Below are 19,295 nucleotides of genomic sequence, written 5' to 3' on the forward strand. Positions count from 1 at the left end.
CTGCGGCGTCCTGCCCATACTTTAATGTTGAGGGTACGTCGTACCGTCGATCGACATGGGCGGAGCGGAGATGAAGAACTGGCGGCTGGCAGCACTCGCGCTGCAGATCATCATGATGGCTGGATGCAACACGCAGGCGCGCATCGCAGCAACCCGGAGCACCGAAATCGCGCTTGGAAACGCGCGCAACGTGGCGCGGGTCGATTGCTCGGAGCCAGCCGAGTGCGAGCGCTTTTGGCGCCGCACCGAACTATACGTGGCGCAACGCTCGGCGGCGCCAATCCGGCATGCAGACGATACGAGCATCGAGACAGCGGTGCCCCATACGTTCGGCACGATCTATGTATGGGCGACGCGAACGATCGACGCCGGCGGCGTTTCGACGATCCGGATCATCGGCATGTGTCGCGGAATGTATCGCGCAGACGGCAGTCCCGGCTGGCTGTACCAAACGTGCGCCGAACAGATTCGCGCAGTCGAAACCGATTTCCGCTCGTTCATCGGCGCGGCATCGTGAGCAAGGAGACGACGTGAAAGCGAGCGTGCGCGCGACGGTTCTCGCCGGCGTTGACTCCCACGACGGTGCGCGCGCCATTCAGGCGTGGCGCTGGATGCAGTGGGCGTTGCTCGTTGTCAGTCTGATCGCCATTCCGGCGTTTTATCTGGAACTGGCCGACGCGTCCGGGCTTCGTCTGGCGGGACGTGTGCTATATGCATGCATGTGTGCGGGATTCGTGGCGATACTTGCCCGTATGGCCGCCCTTAGCCACAAGCCACAACGGTTCCTCACCCGCAATGCTTACGACGTACTGATTGCGCTTGGCGCAGCGGCCAGTGTCATGCGAGGTCTATTGCCGTGGTCATCTTTCGAATGGATATTGCGCATCCTGTTCGTGGCGCTCGTAGCGGTGCGCATTGTGGTCTCGTTGCGAACTTTTTTCGCGCCAGGCCGCCTGGGGATGCTGCTCACCGCCGCCGCAGTGCTGCTCGCGTCCGCGGGCGCGGGTTTCTACTGGCTCGAACCGGGCGTGCATACCTACGCCGAAGGCGTCTGGCTCGCGTTTGAAAGCAGCGCGACAGTCGGTTATGGCGACACGGCGCCCACCACGCCGGCATCGCGTATTTTCGCCGCCTTCGTCGTGTTACTGGGCTATGGGCTCTTGTCGCTGGTTTTCGCCAGCATCGCCGCGATTTTCGTCGAACAGGAAGAACGGATTTTGCGGCGCGAAATGCATCGCGACATCAAGGCGCTGCGAGACGAGATTGCCGCGCTAAGAAAAGATGTGCGCGAGGCTCGGGTGAGCGCCGCCGCAGTCGCGCCGGTCGACCGGGAGATACCGCATCCGGATGGATCGCACTGAGCGGTATCTGCAGGGCGGTCCGGAAGCTTATGCCCGCGCGCTGTCCGTTGTGACGATGCCGCGTAATTGCCGCACCGGCACGCGCATGCCGAGCATGGCGAATGATGCGATTGCCGTCGGCTGGGGCTCACGGGGCGCTTGAACCAGCAACACTGGTTTTTGCGCCAGCCGCAGAAGGGCAGGCCGAAGCAGGCGCAATTCAACCCAGACGGTCTGCTGCACAAGCAGATCGGTCAGTGCGCCGCGCGGCAATTCCTTGACACGTTCGGCGACAGGCGTCGCATTCGGCGAATCGTGCGAACGACGCCTTCGCACCCAGTTGTCATTCGACGTCGCGCGAGGGCGGATTGGGCGCCAGAATCACTTCGTACTCGGGCTCCCACGTCACGCTGTCCAGTTCGGCGATCTGCTCGCCGCTGCCGGAACGTGGATCATGACGAGCGGCGAGATAGACGGGCGCATCGGCGCGCAGCGGCAGAATCGTCAGCATGAGCGGCGCGTCCGGATCGATCGCCACATTGCGAACGCCGATCCGCCACGGCAAGCCGTTATAGAAGTGATCGTCGATCAGTTTCGTCCCGCTGAAAAGGCGCGCCACGTCGCCCCGATAGCGGATCGTCAGGTAAGCGTTGGCGAGACCATGCGCGTCGAGCGCGTCGCGAGGCACATCGATGCGCCAGGCGGCCGCCTTGCCGAACGTTTCCGGCAACGGCGCGACAGCGGCGTTGGCCGTGCCGCCGCGCATGACCGGCGGCACGGTTTGCGGCGCGCGAAGCGGCGTGACGCGCACGTCGAATGCCGACTGCGGAACGTGCACACGCAAACGCTGGAACATGCCTCCGCACGATGAGTCGATGTTTGCGTGATCCACCTGCAATGCGGACGGCAACTGAAGCAGCGGCGGATAGACATCGACATCGAACGCCGAAGCACTGTTCGGGCGCAGCACGAGATGGCCGTCGCGCTCGAAGGCGAACGCGTCGCTCAATATGAGTCTGCGCCGGCCGTCAAACGGCAACACGCTCAGTCTCTCCGCGTCCTTTCGCAATAGCGTGACGAAGACGAGGCGCGCGCCGCCGCGATCCGTCACGACGAACGCCGCGCCGTTGTGCGACCGCACGACGAGCACCCCGTCGGCTTCATGCTGGCTCAACGCCGGCTCGCCGCCAGGCGCGGGCGTCATACTGCTTTCCAGCGCGGCGATCGTCGCTACGCTGCGGGAGTCGAACGCGAACTCGGGCGCGACGCCGTCGGTGGCCGCGAACACATGAACATCGCCATCGTCGCCCGATATCTGCGTCACCGGCTGCGCGGTCGCGTAACGCAACCGCACGCTGCCGAATCGCAAGCCGATCGGCCAGATGAACGACGTGCCTGGCGCGATGTCGACGGGCTCCACAGGCAGCGCGACGCTGCCGCTCGCAAGCTTCACCGAGAAACGCATGCCTCGATGCGCTGGCATCGCATGTTCGCGGACGTGATTGTTGAAGAACAGGAACCCCTGGTCCCCGTTCGCACGTACGGCAAAGCGCGGCGTCGCGAGGTCGGCGGGACCGTGCGATACGGTGTCGGGCGCATACACATCACATGGCGCAAGCACTGCGCCCCACTGCCTGAGGAAGTAGTGAATCGGCCGCAGCTTGCCGAGCACTTCGCGCGCCTCGCCATTCGCGCCGAATGGAGCCTGGAAGTCGTAATTGACGATCGGTACGTCGTTGTAGCCGCCGCTCGCGGTCGATTCCTGGCCGTCCATGTCGCCGGGCGGATTGCGTCCGCCGTGCAGCATGTAATAGCCGTACAGGTTGACTCCCGAGCCGAGCTGCACGGGCAGCATCGCGGCGATGTCGTCGGCGTCCAGAACCGGCCGCCGCCGGTACATCGCGGGCACGCCGCCGCCGAACTCCGCGCCGAGAAAGGGCGTTTCGTGCGCGACGGCGTCGGCGTCGCCCGGCACGTCGCTGTGCGTCTGAGCGCCGAGATCGCCACCCACCCGGCTGGCGAAGCGGAATCCATAGACCTCGTTCGGCGGCGACATGTGCGGCGACACGCCCCACGGTAGATCGGGATAGCCGCCGAACACAGGCGCGACTTCGCCGCGCGGAAAGACCGCGTTGTCCCAGCCCGTCACCGTGTAAAGCGGCACGTCGAGCCCCGCATCGCGCGCGAGGCGCTTGAGCGTCGCGATGTGCGCGGCCCCTTGCTGAGGGCCGCTCAGGTTGTACTCGTTCTCAAGCTGGATGCCGATGACAGGTCCGCTGTCTTTCCATAACAGGCCGTGCAGCTGCGCGGCGATCTGCGAGAAAAGTCTTGCCACGTAGTGCAGATAGAGCGGGTTGTCGCCGCGCGTGGGCATCTGATCGACGACCCAGCCAGGCAGCCCGCCGTAGCGAACCTCCGCATGCACCCACGGCCCGACGCGAATCAACGCGAGCAGATCACGCTTCGCGCATGTTTCGACGAAGCGTCGCAAGTCGAGGCGTTCGGTCCAGTCGAAAGTGCCCGCGCGCGGCTCGTGATGGCGCCACACGACATACGACGCGACGATGTCGACGCCGGCTGCCTTCGCTTTAAGAAGCGTGTCGTCCCATTGACTGGCTGGCAGGCGCGCGTAGTGAATCTCGCCCATCACCGGCAGCCACGGCTCGCCGTCGCGCGTCAGATAGCGGCTGTTGATGCCGATGGTGCTGCCGTTGGGCGAAGTCGACGTACCGACGCACAGCGTGTCGTGCAACGGCGCGGTGGCGGGCGCGCTGGCGTCGATGCTCAACGTGAGCGTTGCATGGCCGCCGGCCGCGCTGTCGGTGTTCGCATCGGCGTCCGCGTGAGCGGTCAAGCTCGTCATGCCTGCGTCCACACGCACACGTCCGCGGTGCCGAGCGTGCGGCTGCCCAGCACGAAGCGGGCGTTTGCCGGTGCAGGCGCATCGACGGCTTGCGCGCCGAAGTTGAACGCGAAAGTCAGCGGGCCACGCCTGCGAATGCGCACGCCTTCGGGCAGGTGAACGGGATTCAGCGACGCATCGCGTGCCGCCGCTTCGAGCAACGCGCGATGCAACGACGGATCGAACCATGCGCTCGCGTAGCGGACGCGATCGCGCGCGACGACAGCCGGCCAGCCGTCGTCGAAGCGCGCCAACACTTCGACGCCGTCGCGCGTTTCCAGATGCTCGCGCCAATGCAGTGCGACACCGGACACGCCGCCGAGCGTGGTGGACGGTTGCAGACTCGGGCGCAATGAGTCGACCTCCAGCACCTTGAAAGGCAGCAGCGTCTGCAACGGTCCCGGAGGCAGTTCGGAAGGAATGGCGAAGTCGAGTGTCTTCGAGCCGGTACGCGGCCCGATCACCCACTGCGCGCCCGAGCGGCGAATCGTGTCGACGAAGCCGGGCGGCAGGACCGCGAGCCCCGGCACGACGATCAGTGCGTAGCCTTCCAGGTCCGCGTGCGCCGATACGATATCGACGTCCAGCGCCATCTCGCGCAAGGTCCGGTAGTACTCGAACGCGAGCGTCTGATAGTCGAAGTCTTTGGCGTGGCGCTGAATCTCGAACATCCATTGCGTCTCGTAGTCGAACACGAGAGCGACGGGTGCGCGGCCTGCCGGCCCGCTTTGCGCGAGCGCCGACAGTTCCGCAGATTTCCCGATTTCCTGCGCCGCACGCGCCACCTCGCGACCGCCGGGCGACGGCGTGTTGTCCGGCAGATGCAGACCCGAATGCATCTGCTCCTGCGCGATCAGCACCTTACGCTCGAAGTCGGGATCCTCGAGGACGATGCGAAGAATGCCGGCTGGAAGCCCGCCAAGGAATTCTGGAAACAGGTGGTCGGCGTTATTGCATCTGAGGTACGAAACGACCCGACGCTCGAACAGACAACCTGGGCTTCGGCGCTGAACATACGGTTGGCCAAGGTCTTCGACGAAACCTATCGGAAGCTCGGTGGCGTGCGTAAGTTCTACGAGATCAAGGGCAATGCCCGTCTTGAGATGGCGCGCCACGTCGGTCGCCAGATCGAAAAAGACCTTTTTGCACGCTGGAAGATTGGCACACATTCGCTGATCCAGTTGCGCCAGTTCGTCGACGCTATCCTTGCGCTTCTTGACGAGCGTCAGGCGGTGCTTGCTGACGAACTCACGAAGGCGCCGACTGTCCAGGCTGCTATCCAGCAGAGCATTGAGGAATTGGTCACCCAATTCAACAAAGTTGGCTTCTTCGGACAGCACCTAACTGACAAGCGCGGTGCACTGTTTGCTGAGGTCGCAGCAAGGCATCAGGATATCTATGCAGCTCGGACGTTGCAAGAAGGGCAAAAGTTTGCGATCAGTCTGATTCCGTTTATCAAAGACGAGCTGACTTCGCTGCGCGGCCATATTGACGACATGCACCAGACGCTTGCGGCCGCGACCGAGCGCGTCCATGACGAACAGCAGGCACGTCTGGTTGGCGGTGATACCACCTATCAGCAGCGGATCTTTGACCGCACGGCAATCGCCAACATCATGAAGGCGGTCATCGTCGACGAACAGGCGCAGATCGTCCGCACGCAAAGGGTACGTCAGTCCGTAATCGACTTGGCGGGCACAGAGGTTGATTCCTTCGACAAGCTCGTTCGTGGCGTCTCGTTGGGTGCAATCATCTCCACGATATCGCAGACTTCGGCGACTATCGTCGAGATGGCGCACGCCGAAATCTCAAAGAACCTTCCGCCGGTGCTGCAGGTGAACATCGTTGAGCGACTGCAGAAGCAGTACGACGCGAACCCGAACGGTCTGCGGAAATTCGTGTCGGAGCTTTACGAGAAGTCCGGGACGATGATCCAGTACAACAAGACCGAAGTTGACCGGTCGGTGGCTAACAATACAGGCGGATCGCGCGGTACAACCAACACGGTTGCCGTCTTCCTGCCGGAATGTGAGAGCCAGAAGGACTTCCAGGCCACGCTGACACGCCTTTTCGAAGAGCAGAAAGACCCTGCGTCTGACACCGTTGTTGCACCTGGCAGATTGTCGAACGAGATTGTCATCCTGAAGATTGCGTCGTTGATGCCGGCACGATTCATCGAGCCGCTAGCGATGATGAAGCGCCATTACGACGGACTGGTTGCTGATTTCAATGAATCGCACCTTCTACATAGCGCCGGCGATGGCAAGAAGCTTCCTCCGCTGTATGCGCGCTCGTCAGCCGAGGTGAGCGCGCTCGCAAAGCGCAAGCCGTTCCTGCTTGTTGCGCGTCTGATGGACATGCTCAAGGAGCGCGAAAACAAGACGACCGGCGAGCCGGAGTGGGCCTTTGTTTACAAGGCGAATGGGCTTCCCGCGTCGAAGGTGCTGCGAGGCGCAACGTGGCAGTCAATCATCGATGATGATCATCCAGCTGAAATTCAGAGTCTGATTGAGCGGGAGGTTAGCCGCAAGGTCGAAGTCGATCTGAAGCACCGGGATGAAAAGCAAAAAGTGTTCGACCGCTACATCGACTTTGCTACGGCGCGTTTCAACGAAGCAGGCGAGGACGACCAGGATCCTGAATTTGTTGCGCTGAGTGCAATGCAGAAGCCTGTGCGCGAAATCATCGGGTTGCCGGCGGTTGCCGAGTGAACGGCGGTTGAACACATAACTGAGTAAACAGAGATATGCCAATCTATAAGTGCCCCACCGTCGGTGATTGCGAAAAGGCCAACAGCGGCGAGATTTTCGTTCGCTCGCCGGGAGAAGACCTCAAGTGTCCTGAGTGCTCGACGCTGCTGGTGCCTCAGATTACCGGCGGTAAACCCGGACCCGACAAGAAGATCATTGCTGCAGCTATCGCGGCAGGCATTGTGTTGATCGCAGGCGCTGTCGGCGGCGGTCTCTACTATAAAAAGTCGCATGCAGCAAAGGTCGAGGTAGTCGAGGCTGTAGCCCCCACACCTGCTTCGGAGGTGCCGGCAGCACTGGCACCTGCAAGCGCACCGGCGCAAGCGACCACAGTCGGTATTTCGCCGTCGGACGCAGACATCAACGCACAGCGCAAGGACAGCGACACGAAGCTGTCGCAGGGTGACGCCCCGGGGGCAGAATCGGCAAGCAATCAGGTCGCTGCCAAAGAAATGGTCAAGGTGGCGATTGCCCAGATGTCGCAAGGCAAGCTTGACGACGCCGAAAAAGAGTTGAATGACGCGGCGACGCGCGATCCGAAGCAATCGCTGGTGTACTACAACATGGCTGTGCTCAGGCTAAAGCAGGGGCGCACCGACGAAGCGTTCAAGGAACTGGAGGCCAGCTTTCTGAATGGTTTCTCGTATTTCGACGAGATGCAGAAGGATCCTGATCTGGACGCGATTCGAAATGACCCGCGCTTCATCGCGCTCGTCAAGAAATATAGAACAACGGTGTGATGGCCTCTATCCGTCGACTGGCCGCTGGGTCCGGCGTTGCGCTGGTCCTTATTTCGGCATGTTCGAAGTCAGCCGACCCTTCGATTTTGGGTCACTGGCGGGCTGAACACATAGACGTATACAGCCTGCAACTGCCTGTGGGACCGGACATCGTCGTGTCAGCGAGCGAAATTGTTACTCCGGATACTGGCGCGAGCGTTCGGGTGACCGGGATTGAAGCCAAGGGCGGTACGGCGACTGTCGACATGCCGTACGGCGTGGAGTTGAAGTTCTTCTTCGACGGTCCGGACCGCATGTATCTGAAAGCGCCCTTGGTCGGACGTGTCTACTATCGGCGGGTCGCCGAACCTGCTCGTGCCTCGCAACTGGCGATATCTAGTACCGTTGTAGAAGCGACGGGGGAGCAACAGGGGACTGCGCCCGCTGGGAAGCGAATATCGGTTGGCGTCACACCGACGCCGAGTCAGATCGGCCCCAAGGCTTCCGGGTCTGCGTACCCGACCACCGCTCCCTTGGCGCGCGCACCTGGCCAATCCACCGGCGAACTTGGGGTCAAACAGTACGAGCGCGCGTTGCTGGCTGCCAGGCAAGGACAGGTCGATGGCGCGATCGACAATCTGAATAGCGCATTGAAGGCGGGTTTTCGCGAGTTTGCTGTATTAGATTCCGCGCCAGAGATGGCCGAGTTGAGAAAGGACGTGCGCTATCGGGCGCTCGTGGCTCGCTATCGATAGCAGCTGAGTGTGTTCTGTGGTGTCAAAACTTAAATTGAAACGGGGAATGGTCATGAGTGAAACTGCTCGCGAGATGATGATGTACGACGCACAGAAGAAAAGCGTCGGTGTTGCATACCTGCTTTGGTTCTTTCTCGGCACTCTTGGCGGTCATCGCTTCTATGCCGGTCGTACAGGAACGGCGATCGTTCAGCTTCTGCTGACGATTGCAGGTGCATGCACCATGTTTCTCGGCGTTGGTTTTTTCATCGTAGGTTGCGTCGGGTTGTGGGTTCTGATCGATGCGTTCCTGCTCCCGGGCATTATCCGCTCATTCAATGTGACCTTGGTAAACCGTTTCGCTTAACGCGACGTGGCTAGTTGCGCAGAGGAGCCTGGCGCTACAGGTTAGCCCGTTACGTTCTACGCAACGGCCGCGTATGAGAGAAATAAAAAGGAGCAATTCAATCATGTTGTTTGGTCGACTCGTTATCTATGGCCTCGCGGCGTCCATCCTCGCGGGATGTGCAGTCGGGCGTACCACTGTCGACGTGTCTGCGTCACAAGGCAACAATCCGGCAACGGGCAAGTACGTGCGCATCGACTCTGCTGAGGACAAGAGAACGTTTACTGTTGCTCCTCCGAGTGCTGACATGGCATCGCTGGACCCTGCCGAAGATTCTAGCGATGCGTCGAAGGCGCGAGCGATCGGACGCAAGAGAAACGGCTATGGAAAGGCGCTCGGCGATGTGGTGCTTCCTGAGGGTAAAACGGTTTCCGGCCTGGTCGAAAGTGCGCTGGCTACGGGCTTTCAGCAGGCAGGATACGTTGTCGTGAAGCAGGGCGATCCCAACTTCGATTCCGCCGCTCCCGTGACTGCACAGATTGTCGACTTTTGGGCATGGTTTCAGCCCGGGTTCTGGTCCGTTACTACCAACCAGAAATCGGAGGTAAAGCTGTCCGGTGACATCGGTGCGCTTCATGGCGATCAGACAATCAAGACTCGGGTGAGCGAATCAAAACAGGTCGTGACGTCCGGGGACTGGCAAGAGATCGTGGAAAAGGGCCTTGCCGCCATTGCTCAGCAGACGAAGGACCTGATCAGCGGCAAATAATCGTCGATGCCGCGAGCTCTGGACGTTCAATAGAGCTCGCGATGACGTATACCGTACCCAGCACGGACGAACTGTGAGGTCTAGCTATGAGCATTCTGTGCCAAAGCATCCGTAAGTTGCATGCTCGCACCTCGGAGAAGCAGATTCGAAACAACGTGGCAAAACTTCGCAGCCGAAGAGAATCGAAGACGTAACAATTGATTAAACGCAAAACGCTGGGCTGTCCGTGTGCCACCGTTTCTCAAAATTCGCGGAAGTACTACGATGATTCCGAAAGTTGCACGATGGAACAGGGCCGTTTTCTTATCTGGCAATCATGGTGGATGAGGTCGTCTAGCGGGAAATTCTGGTCGCCCAAGTTATTTGACATAAGATAAATTATCAACAAAACGGTTGTGGGAGCAAAGTAGTAGTGTCGTACCTGAGCAAAGTACAGATGTCGTATCGCAAGGATCTGTAGCGCATGCTGGTGCGGTTTTCCCGCCTGTGGAGACCGCCATGACGCGCACCGGGACGATCACGATGAGCATGCAGGAGCTTGACCGGCTGAAGGTTATTGAGGCGGTTGCCGAGGCGCGGCTGATGACCTGGCGCGCTGCTGAACGGCTGGGTTTGAGCCGACGCCAGGTTGAGCGGCTCGTGGTCCGCTACCGCGACGAAGGCGCCGCTGGGCTCGTTTCGCAGCGGCGCGGCGCGCGCAGCAATCATCAGTTGCCGCAGACGGTGCTTGACCGGGCGCTCGGACTGATCCACGAGTGCTACGCGGATTTCGGGCCGACGCTCGCCTGCGAGAAGCTGCGTGAATGCCATGGGCTGGTGCTGTCGAAGGAAACCGTGCGGCACCTGATGACGGACGCGGGCCTGTGGGTGCCGCGCAAACAGCGACCGCCGAAGGTCTATCAGCCGCGTGCCCGACGCGCCTGTTTCGGCGAACTGGTGCAGATCGACGGCAGTGACCATCACTGGTTTGAGGAACGGGCACCGGCGTGCACGCTGCTGGTGTATGTGGACGATGCCACCAGCCGGATCATGGCGCTGCACTTCACGGCGACCGAGTCGACTTTCAGCTACTTTGAGGCGACGCGCACGTATCTCGAAAGGCATGGCAAGCCGGTGGCGTTCTACAGCGACCGCGCCAGCGTGTTCCATGTCAAGAAACGCGCGGAGACGGCGGGCAAAGGCGTCACGCAGTTCGGCCGCGCGATGTACGAGCTGAACATCGACACGTTCTGCGCCAACAGCAGCCCCGCCAAGGGGCGTGTCGAACGGGCTCACCTGACGCTGCAGGACCGCCTCGTGAAGGAACTGCGTTTGCGCGATATCAGCACCATCGAAGCCGCAAACGCGTATGCCTGCGCTTTCATGGCCGCTTATAACGCGCGTTTCGCGAAGCTGCCCAGAAGCACGTACGATGCGCACCGGCCGCTGCGCGCCGACGAGAATCTCGACACGATCCTGACGTGGCGGGTCCAGCGCAAGGTGTCGGATGCGCTGACGCTGCTGAACGATCGCGTGATCTGGCTGCTCGACGATACGCCGGCGACCCGCAGGCTGATCGGCCGCTACATCGACGTGTGGGAGTATCCGGACGGGCGCCTGGAGATCCGTGCGGACGGCGTCGTGCTGCCCTGTGTCCAGTACGACAAGCTTGCCGAGATCGACCAGGGTGCGGTGATCGAGCACAAGCGTCTTGGTCATGCGCTGCAGGTCGCGCAGGCCCTGCAGGCACAGCGCGACAACCGCCGGATCTCGGGCTCGCCATCACGTACGAATCGTGGTGCGGCGGTACGCAAACCCACACCCTCACCCGGCACGAAGAAGCAACGCGCATTCACCCGAGCCGACCTGAACCAGGCAATCGTGCAGATCGCACAGCAGTCGAAGACGCCTTCAACACCTGGCCAACGGTCTGCACGCACTCGCTGAACGGACTGAGACGCCCTGCCCGTTCAAGGCTGTCCTTCGACACCACGTGGATTCAAAACCGTTAAAGACAGACTCAAACCCGACATCAAGACTACGACATCTGTATTTAGCCAGCCCTGCGACATTTCAATCTGGCCTCGACAACGGTTGTGGGAGCAAAGTAGTAGTGTCGTACCTGAGCAAAGTACAGATGTCGTATCGCAAGGATCTGTAGCGCATGCTGGTGCGGTTTTCCCGCCTGTGGAGACCGCCATGACGCGCACCGGGACGATCACGATGAGCATGCAGGAGCTTGACCGGCTGAAGGTTATTGAGGCGGTTGCCGAGGCGCGGCTGATGACCTGGCGCGCTGCTGAACGGCTGGGTTTGAGCCGACGCCAGGTTGAGCGGCTCGTGGTCCGCTACCGCGACGAAGGCGCCGCTGGGCTCGTTTCGCAGCGGCGCGGCGCGCGCAGCAATCATCAGTTGCCGCAGACGGTGCTTGACCGGGCGCTCGGACTGATCCACGAGTGCTACGCGGATTTCGGGCCGACGCTCGCCTGCGAGAAGCTGCGTGAATGCCATGGGCTGGTGCTGTCGAAGGAAACCGTGCGGCACCTGATGACGGACGCGGGCCTGTGGGTGCCGCGCAAACAGCGACCGCCGAAGGTCTATCAGCCGCGTGCCCGACGCGCCTGTTTCGGCGAACTGGTGCAGATCGACGGCAGTGACCATCACTGGTTTGAGGAACGGGCACCGGCGTGCACGCTGCTGGTGTATGTGGACGATGCCACCAGCCGGATCATGGCGCTGCACTTCACGGCGACCGAGTCGACTTTCAGCTACTTTGAGGCGACGCGCACGTATCTCGAAAGGCATGGCAAGCCGGTGGCGTTCTACAGCGACCGCGCCAGCGTGTTCCATGTCAAGAAACGCGCGGAGACGGCGGGCAAAGGCGTCACGCAGTTCGGCCGCGCGATGTACGAGCTGAACATCGACACGTTCTGCGCCAACAGCAGCCCCGCCAAGGGGCGTGTCGAACGGGCTCACCTGACGCTGCAGGACCGCCTCGTGAAGGAACTGCGTTTGCGCGATATCAGCACCATCGAAGCCGCAAACGCGTATGCCTGCGCTTTCATGGCCGCTTATAACGCGCGTTTCGCGAAGCTGCCCAGAAGCACGTACGATGCGCACCGGCCGCTGCGCGCCGACGAGAATCTCGACACGATCCTGACGTGGCGGGTCCAGCGCAAGGTGTCGGATGCGCTGACGCTGCTGAACGATCGCGTGATCTGGCTGCTCGACGATACGCCGGCGACCCGCAGGCTGATCGGCCGCTACATCGACGTGTGGGAGTATCCGGACGGGCGCCTGGAGATCCGTGCGGACGGCGTCGTGCTGCCCTGTGTCCAGTACGACAAGCTTGCCGAGATCGACCAGGGTGCGGTGATCGAGCACAAGCGTCTTGGTCATGCGCTGCAGGTCGCGCAGGCCCTGCAGGCACAGCGCGACAACCGCCGGATCTCGGGCTCGCCATCACGTACGAATCGTGGTGCGGCGGTACGCAAACCCACACCCTCACCCGGCACGAAGAAGCAACGCGCATTCACCCGAGCCGACCTGAACCAGGCAATCGTGCAGATCGCACAGCAGTCGAAGACGCCTTCAACACCTGGCCAACGGTCTGCACGCACTCGCTGAACGGACTGAGACGCCCTGCCCGTTCAAGGCTGTCCTTCGACACCACGTGGATTCAAAACCGTTAAAGACAGACTCAAACCCGACATCAAGACTACGACATCTGTATTTAGCCAGCCCTGCGACATTTCAATCTGGCCTCGACAACGGTTGTTAGTCCAAAGTTCAGATGTCGTGTTCCGCTATTTAAAGATGTCGGGTTTTGCAACTTGGTCATGCTGGACGCTCGTACTCAGACTGCGGGAGCCCAGCATGCGTCAAACCGACCTGGTGACACTGAAGATGCGCGAACTCGACCGGTTGAAGATGGCCCACGCAATCGTGGGATGAGCGTGAAGCCTTGCCGCGCGGCCGGAGCGATAGTTGCTTAACCGCACCTAAAAGCGCCGAGGGCCCAAGTGCGGTGAAACCTCTAATCGCATCGACGTTATGGCATACCGGATTAGTGCCGCGTGCATCCGCGCTTTCGTCGCCCTGCTCCTGGAACGTCAGCATACGGCGCCAGGTGATAACAGATATCCGGCCTTGTGAGGTGTGGCAAAGGTCGTCCTCGTCAGCATCTTGTCAAGCGGCCTCTGGGCGGCACAACGCGCCGGAAACGACCGACGAAGAGCGAGTATCCAATGTCTGAAGCGGTTCACTCATCCGGAACGTCCTGGGTGCCGCCTTCCCGCAGTACCATGTTCGCGCATAGCAATACACGACTTGCGGGAGCTTCTCACCTTGGCGGTCGACCAGATCAGTGAGCCCGACGTACCGATTCCGACGCGCGATTTCGAGGTAACGCGGCGCGTGCTCGCCGTCGTCCTGTTTTTGTCGGTCTTTGTTCCTCTTGGTTGTGTCGCGGGCTACGGCTACTTCGACTATCAGCGGCGTATTGCCGACGCAGGCGACATAGTGGACCGCCTCACCAGGGTCGCCCAGGAGCACGCGTTGAAGATTGTCGACATGAACCACGAAATTGAAACGCGCATCGTCGAACTCCTTGATACCGACGATGACGCGAAAATTCGCGGGCATGAGAGCCGCGTACATAGCAGGCTCAACACAATTGCAGCGGACTACCCGCAGCTTGCAGCCATCTCCGTGTTCGGTACCCACGGCGACTTGCTGGCGAGCAGCCGCTTTTTCCCGGTGCCGCCCATTTCCATCGCCGGACGCGAAGACTTTCGAGGGGCACTGGCGTCAGCGCCCGCTCCCTACTTCTCCCGGCCTTTATCCGGGAAAGTTATGCAGTCCGACATTTTCACGACAAACATGGCACGGGTCGGGAAAGACGGAGTTTTGCTCGGCGTTGTGTCCATTGCGCTCAAGCGGCAATATTTCAGCGAATTCTACGCGGACTTGACCAATTCCAACCCGGCGTTACTCGTCGGACTGTATCGGCAGGACGGGACCATTCTGGCTAGGCTCCCGGACGTCGGGACCGTGAGCAATCTCGCGCCAAATACCCCCTTTACGATTGCGCTTGGGCAGGCGGTGAAAATTGGCCGGCTCAATATGGTCTCCAATGTTGACGGCGTCGAGAGAATCCTTTCGTTTCGGCGCGTCGGACGGTACCCACTGTACGTCGCGAGCGGCTACTCCACGGCAGCAATACACGAGCAATGGCGCAAACATCTGATGGTCGTCGCTATGTTCACGCTTGTGCCGTGCATCGCGCTCTGGTCACTGATTGTGTTCTCACATCGTCAACTGCGAACTGAGGAAGCGGCATGGAATCACTGGAAAGCGGAGTGGGTACGGCGAGCATCCGCTGAAGCCTCGAGCCGGCAGCTGCGCCGCATGGGCGCGCTGGGAAATCTGGTCGCGCGCGTAGCCCACGATTTCAACAACCTGCTGATGGTGGTAGCCGCAAATATGGAACTCGCAACGCGTAAGAACTATACGAACGTTGAAAGGGAGGTTACTGCGGTAAAGCGAGCCACGGCCGGCGCGGAGGCTCTTGCCCGCAGACTCATGAGCGTCGCGCGTAAGCAGCCGCTGAAACATGAAGTCGTTGACCTTGCTACGTGGTTTGGGAGTGCCAGTGACATCATAGGCACGGCTCTCACCGAGAAAATCGAGATGACCCTGGACGTCGCGCCAGGTACCGGGTTAGTCAAGGTGGACGCCACCGAGCTCGAGTCTGCGATTCTCAACATTGCGGTGAATGCGAGGGATGCAATGCCGGATGGAGGACGTTTCTCTATCCGATGCTCAAATATTCACCTGAGAGAACTCGAAACCAGACTGCCCGCTGGAGAATACGTGCTTATAGCGCTTTCCGATGACGGGCACGGGATGCCTCCGGCGGTGAAAGAGCACGCGTTCGAGCCGCTTTTTACCACCAAAGCGCTTGGCGCCGGCACCGGTCTTGGTCTCGCTCAGGTACTGGCCACGTGCGAGCAATCAGGTGGAACTGCGATGATAGAGAGCGAGCCTGGCAGAGGAACAACACTGAAATTGTTTTTGCCTTTGTACAAAGGTACAGAAGGTTTTGTCCAACCCGCGTTGCCGGAACGAGCTACTTCCGCAGCGCCTAAGCCTCAGCACGTGTTCGTCGTAGAAGACAACCCGGAAGTAGCCGCCGGAATTTGCGCAGTTCTCGAGGTGCTCGGATGCACCGTACGGCACTCGACGACGGCCGACGAAGCCCTTGAGGTCCTCAATCAGGGTGCCGCCTTCGACTTCGTGCTTTCAGACGTGCATCTGCCCGGAAAGATGAGCGGTATCGACTTTGCAGAACACGTCCGGAGCAGATGGCCGGCGCAGAAGATTGCCTTGATGACCGGCTACGCCGACGAACTGGAGCGCGCAAAACTGGGCGGAGTAATCGTTTTGGCAAAGCCGTTCAATATCGACGAACTGGCTTTGCTGATGAGCGACAGCGTTGCCTTCGCCCAGCAATAGCCTGCGAACCGTTCTTAGCCGGAGGAACCTGCCTGCGCGTCGGCGCACTTCTTTGGCCCGCGTCCGGTGCTGTGAGGGCAATCGGCAGACCATCGCGTCTGCGAGTCGGTGTCACTTCGGAAAAACGGCACGGCAGATGTCATTGCGTGAAAACCTGTATGGATGTACAGTGTTGGACGGGCATTTCGTGCCCCACGAACGGCCCACTCTTCCGGAGCAAAGACGCAGTCGATGGGCGTGGGCCAAGCCGCGAGCCTTCCCATGCCGGAAACTGCGACGTTTGCGGCGCAGGGTTATCGGCGCGCGGCGAACTCGCGTCGTTGGGTCAGTGAGTCCGCTGCCGTCGAATGCCTGGGGCGCGTCAGCGAAACCATTCTGGTGGCCATTGGGCAAGGAGAAAGCGTGCGAAGACTTGCACTTGCGTTGTTGACGGCGGCGTTTGCGCCGACTGCTTTCGGAGCCGGCATGTATTCGGAAGTCTGGAATCCGCCGGAGGCGCGCGCGACTGCGCCACACAGGCCGACTGCCCTGCACAAGCTCGCCGTGCGGCGGCACGTGGCTTTGCATGCGAAAAAGGTGTATTCGCGGCGCACATTGGCACCTGCAACAAAGCTCGTCGCGAAACAAGGCAATGTGCCGAAGACTTTGCCTAAAGACGAACCGGACATGTCTGAAATCCCACGACAAGTCACACCGGAGGGTAACGTCCTTCGTGTAAGAGGCCACGCGCTATCCGCTCACGTCGTCCGCTAATGCAATCGCGGAGCTACCACGGGTATCACGTCTGGGGGCACTCAATCGTCGAGCACGAAGGGCAGTTGCAGCGAAAACGTTATGCGGCCAGCGGTACCGTCACCCTTCGCGGCAAGCTTGTCCATGCTTCAGGTGTTCTTGGCCACTTTGAAAGTGAGGAGGATGCTGAGCTCGCAGGGTTGGATTGGGCTCGCGCATGGCTCGATGCTCATAGCTAGCGCCATCAGCTGCTCTGCGTTGCAGAAATGCATCAAGGCGGGCCAAGTTGGTTCCTTCTTTGTCAGTTGCCGCAGGTGGTCGCTCTCGAAAAATTTGACTCGCTCTGGGACGAAGTGGATCGCGCAGCAACATCCGCGTCGGCAACCGGCGGCATCATGGAATACGTAGCCTTGCTGAAGGATATGCAACCTTGGTACACCGAGGACTTAAAAGGCCCCGCCTGATGTCAAAGCGGTCCAACGGAACAGCTCTCGGAACATGGTCGAATGGCGACTTCGCGCGCGGGACCAATTTGCGACGCCCTCATCTGCTTGATGGCAACAACCTGCCGCAGTGTGGCGGTCGCACGATGGTCTCGCGGCGAGACTCATCACTGTCTAGACAGACTGTCTTCGTCGGTGGCGGCGTGACGTGCTGAGATCGCCGCGCCGCCCCGGGTCCGCACGCAGTTCCGGCCCGCCGTTTTCGCGTCATAGAGAGCCTTGTCCGCAGCTGCTAGCAACTCTTGAAGCGTCGGAACTGACTCTCCCAGGCCCGCGACACCCAAGCTTATTGTCGCCCTCAGCTGTCCGATTCCTGTCTCAATACTCGCGAGCTCCACTGCTCGCCTGAGTCGCTCGGCGATTTCCATCGCCTCTTGCGTTGCGGTTGAGAGCAGCATGAGAACGAATTCTTCCCCGCCGAGCCTCGCAACGACATCCGATATGCGCAGGACCGCCCTCGCCTCTGCAACGATACGCTTCAGAACCTCATCGCCTGCCTGATGCCCTGCAGTGTCGTTGATACGCTTGAAGTGGTCCGCGTCCAGCATAATGATGGAGAGCGGTCGGCTCTGCCGTTGAGCGCGCCCAATCTCCGCTTCCGCTATTTCAAAGAAGTGCGCACGATTGGTCGCTCCGGTGAGATGGTCCGTGGTAAGAAGACGCTTGAGGTTATCGCTGGTCAGCTTCCGCTCAGTGACGTCGCGCAAGACGACGGAGTATCCCGAAATATCGCCTTCGACCTCTCGCAGCACCGCGACGAGCAATTGGCCCCAGTAGCGGCGCCCCGTCTTTGTTTCGCACCAAAGCTCTTCGACGTGCCAACCCTCGTCACGTGTCAGGGCGATGTGCTCAGGCGGGCGGTGCGAAGCAAGTTCGTCCGGGGCGTAGAAGCGTGAAAGCGTCCGCCCCATGACTTCTGCCTCAGTGAAGCCCGTCAGTCGCTCGACTGATGAATTCCAGCTTTCGATGCGACCGCCCGAGTCCAGCGTGAAGAACGTGAAATCATTGACACTCGTGTAGATTCCGGCGAGCCAAGCCTCAGTCTGCTTGGCCCGGCGCTCCGCAGCGACCTGTCGGGAGATATCCGACAAGACGGTCATTAAGAGATTGGCGGCCACCTTGATGATGGAACAGCCGAGGACAACCGCACCATCCTTGGCTTGTGTCACAAACACTCGGTGGTTCTCGCAGACAGGCCCGCGCTCCGCCTGGAAACTGCTCACCAGATTTCGAAGCTCCGGTGCGACGGACGCGAGGCTATCAAAGATGTTTTCAATGCTTCCGTCTTTCACCAGAGGCATCAAAAGCTGTGCCGCGAGCGGGTTCAGCATGTCAACAACGCCGTCTTTGTCACTGCGGACAATGCCGACTGGCGAGAGATACATGAACGAAAGCAGGGCCTCATACTCCGACTCGAGCTCAGTCCGTTCGGCGTGGTCCGTGCTCACTTTGTTGCCCTTCGCTCAACCAATACAAACCGCGCCGCGTGCCCCGGAGCTTTGAGCAACCGCAGTCGCACGGGAGTCGGGCGCATCCGCAAGGTCAGCACGTAGGGGATCGTATGGTCGAGTTCCTCTTCGTCGGCAAATCGCTGCGCCACCATGAAGTTGTTCATACAGGGCGCAATCTCCTCGAAGAAATGCTTCCCGAGCACTCTCTCCGGTCGTAGTCCGGCGTTCTTCGCTTCTGTCTCGTTGTACACGGTGACAATCGCGTCTGGAGCGAAGCCGATAACGCCGAAGGGCAGCGCATCAAGGTGCTCGCCATCCAGCGCAAGGAGTTCTTCAATCCGCACAGCTTCAAATTCTTTAATCATTTTCGTCCCGCCCAACCCTGTCACCTGGAATCGGCTTGATGGTCTAGTTCACGCAGTAGGGGGCAATCGCAACACAAATCACCACAGATACGTTGTCGGCCGCGCGAGTCGCAACTTTAGCCAATGTGGGACACGAATTGAGTCGTGATCGCATGCACGCATCGCCGCTTGAGACGCGTTGTGTGCATC

At 60.5% G+C, this 19,295-nt stretch carries 16 protein-coding genes; 11 read left to right on the forward strand and 5 right to left on the reverse strand.

What is annotated here, in order from left to right; translation table 11 throughout:
- The first annotated feature begins 70 nt into the window (after positions 1-70).
- A complete protein-coding gene (locus OH764_RS23675) occupies positions 71-517 on the forward strand; it encodes a hypothetical protein (RefSeq protein ID WP_498851048.1) in 447 nt (148 codons plus the stop codon).
- A 13-nt stretch (positions 518-530) separates the two neighbouring features.
- Positions 531-1,361, forward strand: a complete 831-nt coding sequence (locus tag OH764_RS23680) for a potassium channel family protein (protein ID WP_498851049.1) — start codon at positions 531-533, stop codon at positions 1,359-1,361.
- 27 nt (positions 1,362-1,388) lie between these two features.
- Here the strand turns inward: OH764_RS23680 and OH764_RS23685 are convergent, their stop codons facing one another.
- The 3 genes from OH764_RS23685 to OH764_RS23695 are packed head-to-tail and all read right to left on the reverse strand — an operon-like array spanning position 1,389 to position 5,102.
- Positions 1,389-1,676, reverse strand: coding sequence for a hypothetical protein (locus tag OH764_RS23685; protein WP_498851050.1), 288 nt, complete (start codon positions 1,674-1,676; stop codon positions 1,389-1,391).
- A 7-nt stretch (positions 1,677-1,683) separates the two neighbouring features.
- Entirely contained in the window at positions 1,684-4,203 is a 2,520-nt protein-coding gene (locus OH764_RS23690) for a beta-galactosidase (RefSeq protein WP_498851051.1), read from the reverse strand.
- Entirely contained in the window at positions 4,200-5,102 is a 903-nt protein-coding gene (locus tag OH764_RS23695) for a beta-galactosidase (RefSeq protein ID WP_498851052.1), read from the reverse strand. Before OH764_RS23695 ends, OH764_RS23690 begins: the two co-directional genes overlap by 4 nt.
- On the opposite strand from OH764_RS23695, the gene OH764_RS23700 reads away from it, so the two are divergent.
- The 9 genes from OH764_RS23700 to OH764_RS23740 all read left to right on the forward strand — a co-directional run bounded on the left by OH764_RS23700 (position 5,076) and on the right by OH764_RS23740 (position 17,026).
- Entirely contained in the window at positions 5,076-6,953 is a 1,878-nt protein-coding gene (locus OH764_RS23700) for a hypothetical protein (RefSeq protein WP_498851053.1), read from the forward strand. The genes OH764_RS23695 and OH764_RS23700 overlap by 27 nt on opposite strands.
- A 35-nt stretch (positions 6,954-6,988) precedes the next feature.
- Entirely contained in the window at positions 6,989-7,732 is a 744-nt protein-coding gene (locus OH764_RS23705) for a tetratricopeptide repeat protein (RefSeq protein ID WP_498851054.1), read from the forward strand.
- 155 nt (positions 7,733-7,887) lie between these two features.
- Complete coding sequence (locus OH764_RS23710; RefSeq protein ID WP_498851055.1) at positions 7,888-8,466, forward strand: hypothetical protein; 579 nt, start codon at positions 7,888-7,890, stop codon at positions 8,464-8,466.
- A gap of 52 nt (positions 8,467-8,518) precedes the next feature.
- Positions 8,519-8,812, forward strand: a complete 294-nt coding sequence (locus tag OH764_RS23715; RefSeq protein WP_498851056.1) for a TM2 domain-containing protein — start codon at positions 8,519-8,521, stop codon at positions 8,810-8,812.
- Positions 8,813-8,915: 103 nt separating this feature from the next.
- Entirely contained in the window at positions 8,916-9,560 is a 645-nt protein-coding gene (locus tag OH764_RS23720; RefSeq protein ID WP_498851057.1) for a flagellar biosynthesis protein, read from the forward strand.
- A 498-nt stretch (positions 9,561-10,058) separates the two neighbouring features.
- On the forward strand, positions 10,059-11,486 hold the full coding sequence (locus OH764_RS23725; RefSeq protein WP_498851058.1) for an ISNCY family transposase: 1,428 nt from the start codon (positions 10,059-10,061) through the stop codon (positions 11,484-11,486).
- A gap of 252 nt (positions 11,487-11,738) precedes the next feature.
- The gene (locus OH764_RS23730; protein ID WP_498851058.1) at positions 11,739-13,166 is read left to right on the forward strand and encodes an ISNCY family transposase; all 1,428 of its coding nucleotides are present in this window, start codon (positions 11,739-11,741) and stop codon (positions 13,164-13,166) included.
- A 720-nt stretch (positions 13,167-13,886) separates the two neighbouring features.
- A complete protein-coding gene (locus OH764_RS23735; RefSeq protein WP_498851059.1) occupies positions 13,887-16,055 on the forward strand; it encodes a hybrid sensor histidine kinase/response regulator family protein in 2,169 nt (722 codons plus the stop codon).
- Positions 16,056-16,807: 752 nt separating this feature from the next.
- A complete protein-coding gene (locus OH764_RS23740; protein ID WP_498851060.1) occupies positions 16,808-17,026 on the forward strand; it encodes a hypothetical protein in 219 nt (72 codons plus the stop codon).
- A 371-nt stretch (positions 17,027-17,397) separates the two neighbouring features.
- Here OH764_RS23740 and OH764_RS23745 read toward each other — a convergent pair whose 3' ends face one another.
- Together OH764_RS23745 and OH764_RS23750 are read right to left on the reverse strand one after the other, a co-directional pair.
- Positions 17,398-18,738 (reverse strand): sensor domain-containing diguanylate cyclase, encoded by a 1,341-nt coding sequence (locus tag OH764_RS23745; RefSeq protein ID WP_498851061.1) that lies wholly within the window; start codon positions 18,736-18,738, stop codon positions 17,398-17,400.
- Entirely contained in the window at positions 18,735-19,106 is a 372-nt protein-coding gene (locus tag OH764_RS23750; RefSeq protein WP_498851062.1) for a PAS domain-containing protein, read from the reverse strand. The genes OH764_RS23745 and OH764_RS23750 overlap by 4 nt, the downstream gene beginning before the upstream one ends.
- Positions 19,107-19,295 lie beyond the last annotated feature (189 nt).

It is taken from the genome of Burkholderia sp. M6-3 (assembly GCF_050858985.1).
In the GTDB taxonomy this organism is placed as follows: domain Bacteria; phylum Pseudomonadota; class Gammaproteobacteria; order Burkholderiales; family Burkholderiaceae; genus Paraburkholderia; species Paraburkholderia caledonica.